Here is a 13,115-nt window from a genome sequence, read left to right as displayed (position 1 = left end):
AATGAAACTGATTTTTCTGGACATTGACGGAACACTGACGGAACCAGGCAGTATGATTCCGCCGGACAGCGCGGTGCAGGCGATCCGGGAAACCCGGGAGCAGGGAAACCGGGTGTTTCTATGCACCGGACGGAACCGGGGGATGGCATCGCCGCTGATGCAGTACGGCATGGACGGCATGGTGGCCCTGGCAGGCGGCCTGGTTACTGTGGGAGAGGAGGTATTGTACGATTGTCCCATGGACGGTGAACTGTTCCGGAAGACACTGGATCTGCTCCATGAGGACGGCGTGTTCTGCACGGTGGAGTGCCGGGACGACTCCTTCTGCGATCCGGATATCGGGATCCTGCTCGACAGCGCCGGGAGAGGAAACAGTGAACTGGAACGCTGGCGCAGAATGATCAACGAAAGCCTGAACATTCGCCCTTTGTCCGAATACCGGGGACAGCCGGTCTATAAGATTGTGGTCATGTTCACCGATCCTGCCCAGATCCGCAGGACGAAGCAGCTGGTGGGTGACCGGTTCGACTTCGTGATGCAGCAGGACGTGCAGGGCGTGCATAACGGAGAACTGATCAACCGGGCCTACGACAAGGGACGGGGCATTCTCAGGGTCAGGGACCGTCTCGGTGTTCCGGCTGCGGACACCTACGGATTCGGGGACAGCATGAATGACCTGGCTATGATCGAAACGGTGGGCACAGGCGTCTGTATGGCAAACGGGGATCCCCGGCTGAAGGAAAGATGTGATCTGGTCTGTCCGGCGGTGACGGAGGACGGACTTCAGAAGGCGTTCCGGAAACTGGGGCTGATCTGAATATGTGCGGGCGGAAGGACTGCTGTGGGAAACACACCGCGCAGGAGCCTCGGCCCGCAGGAAAGAATCAGGTGATACGGCGCTGGGGAATCTGCCGCGGCGCCTGCACAGATAAATGAAACGGGGGAATTATCTTATGGCATTGGACTACAGGAAGTGCGCTGAGGAGATCTTCAGCCACCTGGGCGGAAGGGACAACATCATCAGCGCCGCCCACTGCGCAACGCGTCTCCGGCTGGTCATTGCGGACAACAGCAAGGTGGACGCCAAGGCGCTGGAAGATGTGGAGGGCGTGAAAGGCATGTTCAATTCCAATGGACAGCTGCAGCTGATCATCGGAACGGGGACAGTCAACAAGGTTTATGATGAGTTTCTGGCGGTCACCGGTATGACGGCGGCCACGAAAGCGGATGTGAAGGCGGCCGCTGCGGCCCGGCAGCCGCTGCCGAAACGGCTGGTGAAGACGCTGGGGGATGTATTCGTTCCGATTCTGCCGGCCATCGTGGCATCCGGTCTGATGATGGGCCTGGTAGAGGCGCTGGGAAAGGCATATCCGGCATTCAACGGCTCGGACTGGTATCAGTTTCTGGATCTGGTTTCCGGTGCGGCCTTCGCCTATCTGCCGGTGATCATCGCCGTCAGTGCGGCCCGGGTATTCGGCGGGAATATTTTCCTGGGTGGTGTCATCGGACTCTGTATGATTCATTCGGGTCTGATCAACGCCTGGGCCGTGTCCGGAATGAAAGCCAGCGAAATACCGGTATGGCATCTGCTGTTCTTCAATGTGAAGGCGGTCGGTTATCAGGGACATGTCATTCCGGTGATCATCGCCGTCTGGATCATGTGTAAACTGGAGCAGTGGCTGCATAAGCATGTGCCGGAAATGCTGGATCTGTTCGTGACACCGCTGGTCACCGTGCTGGTCACCACATTCCTGACTTTCACGATCATCGGACCGGTGTTCTCCACCGGAGAAACCTATGTGCTGGAGGGTGCGAAAACTCTGATTACCGTGGGACACGGCATTGGTGCGGCCATCATGGGTGCAGTCTATCCGATCACTGTTGTCATGGGTCTTCATCACATGTACAACGTCATCGAAGCCGGCATGCTGGCGGAGAAGGGGGGACTGAATATCTGGATGCCGATCGCCTCTGCGGCGAATTTTGCCCAGTTCGGTGCCTGCCTTGCCGTAGCGGTGAAGGCGCACAATCGTAAGACAAAGGCTGTGGCGCTGCCGTCCGCTCTGTCTGCCTCTCTGGGCATCACAGAACCGGCGATCTTCGGTGTCAACCTGCGCTTCATGAAACCGTTCATCTGCGGCATGATCGGCGGTGCCTGCGGGGCACTCTTCGGAGCGATCTCTCATATCGGCGCCAAGGCGTACGGTGTCACGGGAATCCCGGGACTTTTGACCATCAATCACATCGGAAAGTACGTGATCCTGCTGGCCATCGCCGGCGGTGTCGCCTTCGCTCTGACTATGGTAGTATGGAAAGAAGAGCAGGAGAAGACGAAAGAAGAGATTCTGGAGGAGGACGCCGGTGCGGATGTTCCGGAAAACACCGAAATGCCGGTGGTGATTTCCTGCAGCGGCGGCGCACTGAAGGCGCCGGCCTACGGGCAGGTTGTTCCGCAGGCGGATATTCCGGACCAGACTTTTGCGGAAGGCATTCTGGGCGAAGGCATCGGCATTCAGCCGGAGCTGGGGGTTGTCATTGCGCCGTGCGACGGTGTGGTCAGCTCCGTGGCAGACTCGAAGCATGCCATCGGTATCACCGGCCCGAATGACATGGAAGTTCTGATCCATGTGGGTGTGGAAACCGTGGACATGAAGGGCGAAGGATTCCGTCCGCTGGTGGCGGAAGATGAAGCCGTGAAGGAAGGACAGAAGATCATGGAATTCGACCGGGACAAGATCAAGGCGGCCGGTCATCCGGACATGGTGGTCTTCCTGCTGACCAACAGCGACGAGTACGAGGACGTGAAGCTGGGTGCCGATGCGGGTGCCAACAGCGAGGCATAGTTCAACATCGTTGAAACAAACGAAAAGATATATTGCAAGAGGAGGAAATGAAATGAAAGAATTCGAACTGACGATTACCGATGAGAATGGTCTGCACGCCCGTCCTGCGGGAATTGTTGTGAAAGTGGCGAAGAAATTCACCAGCGCTGTCACCATCCAGGCAGGGGAGAAGGAATGCGACATGAAAAAGCCGATCAAGGTCATGGGACTGGGCGTCGTGAAGGGCGACGTTGTGAAAGTGACCGTAACCGGCGAGGATGAAGAAGAAGCCGCCGAGGCGATCCGTCAGGCGTTCATCGACAACAAGCTGGCATAACAGACGCTGCAGTGGGGCGCTGCCGGATCCTGTCCGGCAGCGCACACTGCTGTCCGCTCCGGGGCGCAGCTCCTGAGGGCCGGACAGGGCGTACAAGAGAGGGAGGAAAAGGATATGCTGACTGCAACAGGAAAGAGCATCGTCAGCGGGATTGCTGTCGGGAATATCAAAATATTCCGGAAACCGGACCGCTCGATCTCCGATGCCCCGGCAGAAGATCCGGCGGCGGAGGTGAAGCGGTTTGAAGAGGCTGTGGAGGCCGTCATCGAACAGCAGAACGATCTGTATGAAAAGGCGGTGGAAGAAGCCGGCGAAGACAATGCGGCGATTTTCCAGGTTCATGCCATGATGATGGAAGACGACGATCTGCTGGATGCCGTGAAGGACTGCATCAATGACGAAGGACATAACGCAGAATACGCAGTGCGGCAGGGCTTCGAGGAAGTGGCGCATATGTTCGAGGAGATGGATAACGAATACATGCGTGCCCGTAGTGCGGATATCCGGGATCTGGAAAATGCGACGCTGGACGTGCTGATGGGCATTGATCCGGATGGCATACAGGGAACCGAGCCGGCGATTCTGGTGGCCGAGGATCTGGCACCGTCAGAGACCATCAGCCTGGACAAGTCCCTGATCCTGGGCATCGTAACCCGGGGCGGCAGTGCCACCAGCCATACGGCGATTCTGGCCCGCACCATGAATATCCCGACCGTCATCCAGTGCCAGGAAATTGATGACAGCTGGGACGGCATGACAGCCGTGGTGGACGGGTACAATTCCAGCGTCTACGTGAATCCGACGGCAGAAATCCTGAAGGTCATGCTGGAACGGCAGGAACAGGATCAGAAGGAAGCTGCCCTGCTGGAAGATCTGAAAGGAAAGGAAAGCGTCACCGTAGACGGAACGAAGGTGAAGGTCTATGCCAACATCGGCGGTCCGGAGGACGTGGAAGCGGTACTGGAGAATGATGCAGAGGGGGTCGGCCTGTTCCGGTCGGAATTCGTCTATCTCAATACGAAGGGGAATCCGCCGACGGAAGAAGAGCAGTTCAATGCATACAAAGAAGTGCTGGAAGCCCTGGCGCCCCGTCAGGTGGTCATCCGCACCTGCGATATCGGCGCAGACAAGCAGGTGGATTACATGAATCTGGATCATGAAGATAACCCGGCCCTGGGATTCCGGGCGATCCGTATCTGCCTCACCCGGAAAGACTTCTTCAAAACCCAGCTCCGGGCGCTGCTCCGGGCCTCTGCCTGCGGCAACCTGGCAATTATGTTCCCGATGATCATCAGCGTGCGGGAACTGGTTTCTGCCCGGGAACTGCTGGAAGAGTGCCGGAAAGAACTGGAGCAGGAAGGCGTTCCGACAGGACCGATGGAAGTGGGCATCATGATCGAGACGCCGGCGGCGGTGATGATTGCCGACGAGCTGGCGGAGCACTGTGACTTCTTCTCCATCGGAACAAACGACCTGACCCAGTACACACTGGCCATCGACCGCCAGAACGACAAGCTGGATCCGTTCCTGGATACCCACCACCCGGCGGTACTGAAGGAAATCAAGGCTACCGTAGAGGCGGGCCACCGCCACGGCATCTGGGTCGGCATCTGCGGCGAGCTGGGGGCGGACCGGGATTTGACCGAACAGTTCCTGCGTATCGGCGTGGATGAGCTGTCGGTGAATCCGAAGGCGACGCTGCCCCTTCGAAAAGTGGTCCGGGGGCTGGACCTCAGCCTGCCGGAAAAGGTGGAGGAGGAAAACTTCCGCTAAGAGATGCCTTCCTGCGGGCGGGTGTTTCGGCGGGGTGTATCATAAGTCAAAGGAATATGCCGCAGGCGTGCACAGAACGAGAAGAGGGTCTGTGCGCGCTTGCTTTTTTTTGGTGCGGCGCCCGGAATTGCAAAATAACGAAGGGGTTCTGCTCTATGGTTCGGTATGACAATTGCCAATTTTCTAAATATGACTGTTATCAGAGTTGATTTCCTGGTATGATATGACATGTGAGTGAGATCGTTTGCATAATGGGGGAGGACACAGAATGTTCACTGCACATATCCATCCGGAAACAGGAGTAGAACAGACCTGCAGGGATCACTGCAGAAATACGGCGGGTTATGCAGAGAAAGACCTGGAAGGAATCGGGCTCGGGAAAGCGGCCTATTTCGCAGGCCTTCTGCATGATGCCGGAAAATTTACGAATGCATTCAACACCTACATCCACCGGTCCGCTGCGGGGGAAAGGGTGCAGAAGGGATCTGTGATCCATACTTTCTCGGCGGTGTCCTGGCTGATGAAGAACCATCATCAGGAAGAGGGACCCATTACGTTTGACGATATCGCTGCGGAAATTCTGGCTTATGCGGACGGCGCCCATCACGGCAATTTCGACTGCATTAATTCGTCCGGAGAAAACGGTTTTCGGCACAGGGTGGAGAAGCAGCCTGATTATGACCGAGAGGCGATGCAGAACTTTTTCAAGGAATGTATTTCGGAAGAAGAACTGACGGAATTGCTGCAGGAGGCATATTCTGAATTGGTACAGAAACTACAATGCATCAGTGATCCGGAAGGGCATAACGACCCATTAGAAACTTATTTCTATGAAGGAATGCTGTCCAGACTTCTGCTGTCGGCGGTCATTGACGGGGACCGGCGAGATACGGCAGAGTTTATGGCCGGAAAGGATTATTCCAAGATCATTCCAGGAAATCCTGAGCTATGGCAGGAATTACATGCTTCTCTGGAGGAATTCTTGGAAAAAATGCCGAACGCAACCGAGATCCAGAAAGCCAGAAGGGAGCTATCCGAGTATTGTGAGAAGTTCTCGGAGGAACCCGGCGGCGTGTACCGGCTGAATCTGCCGACCGGTGCCGGAAAGACCCTGTCCGGACTCCGTTTCGCTCTGGCCCATGCACAGAAAAAGGAAAAGAAGCGAATTATATACACTGCGCCGCTGATCAGCATTCTGGATCAGAATGCCCAGGTGATCCGGGAGGCTCTGGGAAGGGAAGAAGTAGTACTGGAGCACCATTCGAACATTCTTCATGATCAGGAGAATACAGGAGAGCTGGAGCGATACGAATTGCTCGCAGAAACATGGGATGCTCCTGTCATCATTACAACAATGGTTCAGTTCCTGAATACGCTGTTCAGTGGAAGGACGACGTGTATCCGGCGGTTTCAGTCTCTCGCTGACAGTGTGATACTGATTGATGAGGTACAGACCGTTCCACTGCGATACCTGACTCTGTTTAATCTGGGGGTCAATTTCCTTGCCGAAGTTTGTCATGCCACGGTGATTCTGTGTTCCGCCACCCAGCCTTGCCTGGAGGCGGCGGATCATCCGATGCATATTCGTCCGGAGCCATTCGTTCCGGCGGATCAGTACCTTCGGTATGAAGAAATATTCCGTCGTACCGAAGTGACCTGCCCTGACTCGTGCCAGATGAAAGAGATTCCGGATATTGTTCTTCGGAAGATCGAGGAGAAGCAGAGCATCTTGCTGATCTGTAACAAAAAAGGCGAAGCACAGAATTTTTTCCGGGAATTACAGAATCGAAAACCCGAAGATGTGAGGATATTCCACCTGTCTTCATCCATGTGTATGGCGCATCGAAAACGGACCCTCAAGGAAATCTACGAAGCGCTGGACAGGAAAGACCGTGTGATCTGTGTTTCCACGCAGGTGGTGGAGGCCGGTGTGGACATTTCCTTTGCCTGTGTCATCCGTCTGGCAGCCGGACTGGATCGTATCGTACAGTCTGCCGGACGATGCAACCGGAACGGAGAATCAGACCAGGCCGCTCCGGTGTATGTGATTCATGCTGAGGACGAGAATCTGAAAATGCTTCCGGACATCCGGAGGGAGAGAAGTGCCTTCTTGGCACTGCTGCATGACTGGAGGAAAAAACCGGAGAAATACCAACATTCCCTCACATCGGATGCTGCAGTGAATTTTTATTACAAAACGTTGTTCAGTTCCATGTACCCGGGGGAGCAGGATGGATATGTGGACAGTCATCAGCCTTCCCTGTTTCAGTTATTGTCTTCGAATCAGGAGTATTGTAACTGCTGTGAAGAGGATCCCCGGCAGCACTACATGACGAACCAGGCTTTTCGAACGGCAGGAGAACTGTTCCGGGTTATTGATCAGGAGGGAAGCAGCATTATCGTTCCTTATGATGAGGAAGGAGAGACGCTGATTTCGGAGTTATACTCCGACAGGGGTCAGCATGATCTGGCGTACCGAAAAAAGCTGCTGGATCAGGCGAAGGACTATTCAGTATCCGCATATTCTTACCAGCTGAAGAAACTTTCGGAGGAAGGAGCACTGCAGGAAAGCGAAGACGGCGTTATCACGCTGCTGGGTGAATATTATGATCGTGAAATCGGATTAACAGAAGAAGGAGGTTGTGACGGATGCACCCTAATATTGTGACGTTTCAGGTTTATGGCGATTACGCCCTGTTCTCAGACCCCATTACCCGTGTGGGTGGTGAAAAATCAACCTATCAGATCCCGACCTATGAGGCCCTGAAAGGGATCATGGCTTCAGTCTACTGGAAACCGACGATTATCTGGTACATTGACCGGGTTCGGGTAATGAAGCCGATTCAAACCGAGGTGAAGGGCATCCGCCCGGTGAAGTATAACGGTGGGAATGACCTGGCATACTATACTTATCTGAAGGATGTGTGCTATCAGGTGCAGGCTCATTTCGAGTGGAACCTGAACCGGCCGGAACTGGAGGGAGACCGCAACGAAAACAAACATCATGAAATCGCAAAGCGCATGATCCGAAAGGGTGGCAGAAGGGATATCTTCCTGGGAACCCGGGAGTGTCAGGGTTATGTGGAGCCCTGTGAATTCGGTGAAGGGACAGGAGCTTATGACGCCATTCCCAGGCTGGACTTCGACATGATGTACCACGGCATTACCTATGCCGATGAGGCATGGTCCGAAGAGACAAAAGACAATATGACGATCGGTCTGTGGAAACCGGTTATGGAGAAGGGCGTCATCACCTTTCCGAGACCGGAAGATTGTGCTGTGCATCGGATTGTGAAACCGATGAAAATGAAAAAATTCGGAGAAGGCAACTTCAGTGGTCTTTCGGAATTTGGGGAGGTGGAATAATGGGATTGCTGCAGCAGGCAATGAAAACGTATGACAGTATGTCCCGTATCGTCGGGGTGACCGGCGGGGACGGAAAAGAGCCGCTGGCGCCCGTGGGGCACATTACGACGAAGCCTCAGATTCGGATCACGATCGATGCGGATGGAACATTTCTCCAGGCAGAAGCGATAGATGAGCTGAAGGTCATTATTCCGGTTACAGAGCAGTCGGCGGGAAGGACCAGCGGCATATGTCCGCATCCGATATGTGATCAGGTCGGTTATATTACTGATTCAAATCAAAAAAAGCATTCGGAATATCTACAGCAGCTGGAAGGGTGGGCCTGTTCCGACTACAGTCATCCGAAAGTGAAAGCTGTATTTTCCTACCTGGGCAGAAATACGGTAACTTCGGATCTGGAAAAAGCGGGATTGCTGAAAATAGATGAGAAAGGTTCCGTATCAAACGAAAAAGATTTGATTGTATGGTGGGTCACTGGTTTGGGAGAAGAGAGCGGGCCGATCTATACAGATCAAGCCGTTTTCCGTTCCTGGGAAGAATACTATATCCATGATCTGGATCAGGATGGGAACGTGGATTTTTGCTATCTGACGGGGGAATACCTGGAAAAAGCGAAGCAGCACATGAAAGGGGTCGTGTCTCTGAACGGTAATTCCAAGATTATCTCAGCGAATGATCATGTGAATTTTACATATCGCGGCAGATTCGAAAAGTCCGATCAGGCAGTGAGCGTCAGCTATATTGCTTCCCAGAAAGCGCACAATGCTCTGAAATGGGTCGTTGCGAATTACGGAATTCCAATCGGAAGCAGACTTTTCGTCGCCTGGAATCCTGATGGCCACAAGGTTCCGTCCATCATCAATCCAATGCTTCCGAAGCAGGAAGAACGAGTCGATCCGAAGGGATATCGGAAGGAACTGGGAGACGCTGTAAAAGGGTATCTGTATCATTTCTCGGAAACGGAGAAAATTGTCATTGCGGGATTCGATGCTGCAACCAGTGGAAGGCTCGCTGTAACATATTACAACGAGCTGCTTCGATCAGACTTTCTGAAAAGAATGATGGATTGGGACAACAGCTGCTGCTGGATTGACGTGAAATATGGCGTCCACTCTCCGCTGTTGAAAGATATCGTCCGGTTTGCATACGGTACGATGCGAGGCGAAAAAGATGATCAGAAATTCGATGTGGATGAACGCGTTATGCCGGAACAGATGCAGCGTCTGATTCACTGTCGAATTGACCGAGCAGGTTTCCCGGAAGATCTGATGAGAGCAATGGTTCGGAGGGCCGGAAATCTGAAGTTACTGTCAAAGAAGAATCGCAGCAGGGTGGTTTTCGCGGCCTGCGCTGCGATCCGAAAATATCACTGGGATCACAATAAGGAGGAATGGGAGATGGCGCTAAATCCGAAGTGTCAGGATCGGAGTTATCAGTTTGGAAGATTGCTTGCGATTATGGAGGGAATCGAACGTTCTGCACTGCATGGGACGGATGATCGGGAAACCAATGCGATCCGTCTGCAGCAGGTATTTGTCCAGCGGCCAGGTTATGCAGCAGCAACGATCATGGAAAAACTAAAAACGGCGTACTACCCCCGTTTGAATCCGGGGCTTAGAATCTATTATGAACGCCTGGTGGGAGAAGTGATGGAAATGCTCTCCGCTTTTCCGCAGGAGGACTATAACAAGCCGCTGGAGGAAACATATTTGATGGGATACTACTTACAGAAAAACGAGTTTTATACTAAGAAATCCGAGGATGAAGAAGAGGAGGCAGAATAATGAGCACATTACAGAACAAGATTGATTTCGTTGCATTTGCATCGGTGTCCGGAGCGAATCCGAATGGAGACCCGCTGGACGGAAATCGGCCCCGTACAGATTACAACGGATATGGGGAAATATCAGATGTCTGTCTCAAGCGGAAAATCCGGAACCGGCTCCAGGATATGGGCGAGGCGGTATTCGTGCAGTCGGATGATCGATCGGATGACGGCGCTAAGAGCCTGAAGGAGCGGGCCGATGAATTGAAGAAGATAAAGGATAAGGATGAATTCAGCCGAACCGCCTGCGGCAGGTGGATCGATGTCCGCTCTTTCGGACAGGTATTTGCTTTCAAAGATTTCGGCTGTGCCTCGGTTGGCGTACGGGGACCGGTTAGCATTCATCGTGCGGTCAGCATGGATCCGGTTGAAATTCAGTCGATGCAGATCACAAAAAGTGTAAACGGTGAACCGTCTAAAACAAAGGCAGCGAAGAGTTCGGATACCATGGGAATGAAACATTTCGTGAAATTCGGACTTTATGAAATCAAAGGTTCGATCAATGTTCAGCTGGCGGAGAAGACCGGGTTCACGGATGAGGATGCAGAAAAAATCAAGAACGCCCTCCAGTCTCTCTTTGTCAATGATACATCATCGGCCCGCCCGGACGGTTCCATGGAAATCGTGAAACTGTTCTGGTTCCGGCATAATTGTAAGGATGGGCAGTACTCCTCGGCAAAAGTTCACCGCAGCGTGAAGGTTGAGAAGAAGGATGGCGTTCTCGTTCCTTCTTCCGCTGAAGATTATGTGATCCATGTAGAGAAGCTCCCGGATCTTGAGGTGGAGGAACTTGAAGGAAAATAATGATTATCTGATGATATCCGGGATCCAGCACTTCCGATATTGTCCACGGCAATGGGCACTGATTCATGTAGAAGATCACTGGGAGGAGAGCGGCCTGACCGCTGCGGGCAGGGCAATGCATGACCGGGTTCATGAGGCTGGTGTCCGGGATTATCGTCAGGGGGTTGTAACGATTCGGGGAATGCGTGTTCATTCAGATCGATACAGGATGACCGGAATCTGTGATGCAGTAGAATTGATACCGGATGAGGATGGTATTTCGCTGACAGGAAGACCGGGAACCTGGAGAATTCGTCCGGTTGAATACAAGCATGGGAAATCGAAAACAGAGGATTGTGACCGGCTGCAGGTTACAGCGCAGGCGATCTGTCTGGAGGAGATGCTGGGATGTCAGATCATGGAGGGAGATTTGTTCTACGGAGAAACGAGGCATCGGGAACATGTCCTTCTGACTGATGATTTACGACAGGAGTGCATCGAGATGGCAGCGGTCATGTGGAAATACCTGGAGCGCGGATATACACCGAAAGTCAAGCCTGGAAAGAAGTGCGGAAGATGTTCCATGCATGACATCTGTATGTCTGAATTGCTGCAGACAACCGGCCGGTGTGATGTGACCGCTTATATCCGGTCCCATCTGAAGGAAGGGGATTAACTTGCGAAAACTGCTGAACACATTATATGTGACGTCGGAAGATGCGTGGCTGTCCCTGGATGGAGGAAATGTCGCAGTCAGTTGTTCGGAAACCGGAAAGCGGATGGTTCCGCTGCATATTTTGGAGGGAATTGTTAGTTTCTCGTACCGGGGTGCATCGCCCAGCCTGATGGGTGAATGTGTGAAGAGGGGAATCCAACTTTCGTTTTTCTCGCCGCGGGGCAGATATCTGGCAAGTGCCAGTGGGACGGTTGATGGGAATGTCTTTCTTCGACGCCAACAATATCGTTATGCGGATGATGAGGAATCATCATTACGTTTTGCCCAGAATTTTATATACGGAAAAATATATAATGCTCGTTACTTTCTCCTCAAATTCGGACGAAGTTATGCTATGCGTGTGAATCAGAAAGTATTTAACGATGCGGCGGATGCCATGAAAAAGATGCTTAAAGAAGCGCAAGATGCGAGGTCTGTTGAAGAATTGATGGGAATAGAGGGCACTGCAGCCTCGATCTACTTCAGCCTCTTCGATCAGATGGTTTTGCAGCAAAAGAATGATTTCAGTTTTCTTTCCCGCACACGTCGACCACCTATGGATCGGGTAAATGCGCTCCTTTCCTTTTCGTATACACTTCTGGCAAATGACTGTGCCTCGGCACTTCAGGGGAACGGACTGGATCCGTATGTTGGATTCCTGCATGCGGATCGGTCCGGTCGCAGATCCCTTGCATTGGATCTGATGGAGGAATTGCGATCTGTTTATGCGGATCGTTTCGTTCTGACTCTAATTAATAATCGGATGATTGCTCCTGCGGACTTCGATTTGCAGGAAAGCGGAGCAGTTCTGTTGAATGAAGAGGGGCGGAGACGATTCCTGCAGGAGTGGCAGAAGAAAAAGACTGAAATAATCACCCATCCATTCATAAAGGAGAAAATGCCTTGGGGATTGGTGCCGCATATCCAGGCGCTGTTGTTGGCACGATGCATCCGGGGCGATATCGAAGAATATCCCCCGTTCTTCTGGAAATAAGTCCTGGTGAGGACCGGAGTTGGAAGGAATTATGCTCATTTTGATAACGTACGACGTAAATACAACAACTGGAGAGGGACGGAAGAGACTGGCGAAAATCGCAAAGGTCTGTGTATCCTATGGTCAAAGAGTGCAGAACTCTGTTTTTCAATGTGATGTGGATCAGGCAAAGTATATTGCGTTGAAAAACCAATTGCTGGATATCTATGATTCTGATAAAGACAGTCTTCGATTCTACAACCTGGGAAACAAGTATCAAAGCCGGATCGAACACTATGGAAAAGATACTTCCTACGATCCGGAAGGCGTACTGATACTCTGAGAAAGGTAAACGGGTTGCATATCCGTGGCCGAAAAATGAAAACATCGGTGCGAACCGGGAGCTGTTGTTCAGACGGCGGTACGTTCGCACCAAGAAAATCCTGTATTTCTGATATTGTTTTACAGAAACAGGTAGCCTGAATCGATATTTTGGAACTGCTCACAAGATTGGAGCATAG

General features: G+C 52.5%; 11 protein-coding genes. All 11 read left to right on the top strand.

The genetic code is table 11. The annotated features are described in order from the left end of the window. The first annotated feature begins 1 nt into the window (after position 1). The 11 genes from BLQ24_RS08405 to cas2 all read left to right on the top strand — a co-directional run bounded on the left by BLQ24_RS08405 (position 2) and on the right by cas2 (position 12,937). On the top strand, positions 2–817 hold the full coding sequence (locus tag BLQ24_RS08405; RefSeq protein WP_090164515.1) for an HAD-IIB family hydrolase: 816 nt from the start codon (positions 2–4) through the stop codon (positions 815–817). 136 nt (positions 818–953) lie between these two features. Next, positions 954–2,843 (top strand): PTS sucrose transporter subunit IIABC, encoded by a 1,890-nt coding sequence (locus BLQ24_RS08400; RefSeq protein ID WP_090164532.1) that lies wholly within the window; start codon positions 954–956, stop codon positions 2,841–2,843. Positions 2,844–2,895: 52 nt separating this feature from the next. Continuing rightward, entirely contained in the window at positions 2,896–3,159 is a 264-nt protein-coding gene (locus BLQ24_RS08395; protein WP_090164514.1) for an HPr family phosphocarrier protein, read from the top strand. Between the two features lie 114 nt (positions 3,160–3,273). Beyond that, entirely contained in the window at positions 3,274–4,932 is a 1,659-nt protein-coding gene (gene ptsP, locus BLQ24_RS08390; protein ID WP_090164513.1) for a phosphoenolpyruvate--protein phosphotransferase, read from the top strand. Positions 4,933–5,200: 268 nt separating this feature from the next. Further along, entirely contained in the window at positions 5,201–7,600 is a 2,400-nt protein-coding gene (locus BLQ24_RS08385; RefSeq protein WP_090164512.1) for a CRISPR-associated helicase/endonuclease Cas3, read from the top strand. Next, the gene (cas5c, locus tag BLQ24_RS08380) at positions 7,582–8,298 is read left to right on the top strand and encodes a type I-C CRISPR-associated protein Cas5c (protein WP_090164511.1); all 717 of its coding nucleotides are present in this window, start codon (positions 7,582–7,584) and stop codon (positions 8,296–8,298) included. The genes BLQ24_RS08385 and cas5c overlap by 19 nt, the downstream gene beginning before the upstream one ends. Beyond that, the gene (gene cas8c, locus BLQ24_RS08375; RefSeq protein ID WP_090164510.1) at positions 8,298–10,082 is read left to right on the top strand and encodes a type I-C CRISPR-associated protein Cas8c/Csd1; all 1,785 of its coding nucleotides are present in this window, start codon (positions 8,298–8,300) and stop codon (positions 10,080–10,082) included. The genes cas5c and cas8c overlap by 1 nt, the downstream gene beginning before the upstream one ends. Beyond that, on the top strand, positions 10,082–10,927 hold the full coding sequence (cas7c, locus tag BLQ24_RS08370) for a type I-C CRISPR-associated protein Cas7/Csd2 (RefSeq protein WP_090164509.1): 846 nt from the start codon (positions 10,082–10,084) through the stop codon (positions 10,925–10,927). Before cas8c ends, cas7c begins: the two co-directional genes overlap by 1 nt. Next, positions 10,914–11,582, top strand: a complete 669-nt coding sequence (gene cas4, locus BLQ24_RS08365) for a CRISPR-associated protein Cas4 (RefSeq protein WP_242869623.1) — start codon at positions 10,914–10,916, stop codon at positions 11,580–11,582. The genes cas7c and cas4 overlap by 14 nt, the downstream gene beginning before the upstream one ends. A gap of 1 nt (position 11,583) precedes the next feature. After that, positions 11,584–12,615 (top strand): type I-C CRISPR-associated endonuclease Cas1c, encoded by a 1,032-nt coding sequence (cas1c, locus tag BLQ24_RS08360; RefSeq protein WP_090164508.1) that lies wholly within the window; start codon positions 11,584–11,586, stop codon positions 12,613–12,615. A gap of 31 nt (positions 12,616–12,646) precedes the next feature. Continuing rightward, positions 12,647–12,937: a CRISPR-associated endonuclease Cas2 gene (gene cas2 / locus BLQ24_RS08355; RefSeq protein WP_090164507.1), complete on the top strand. Its 291-nt coding sequence runs from the start codon at positions 12,647–12,649 to the stop codon at positions 12,935–12,937. Positions 12,938–13,115: the final 178 nt, after the last annotated feature.

This window comes from Eubacterium pyruvativorans (assembly GCF_900102225.1).
In the GTDB taxonomy this organism is placed as follows: domain Bacteria; phylum Bacillota; class Clostridia; order Peptostreptococcales; family Anaerovoracaceae; genus Aminicella; species Aminicella pyruvativorans.
The sequence above is the reverse complement of the archived record's forward strand: the minus strand, read 5'-3'. Positions and strand labels throughout refer to the sequence as shown.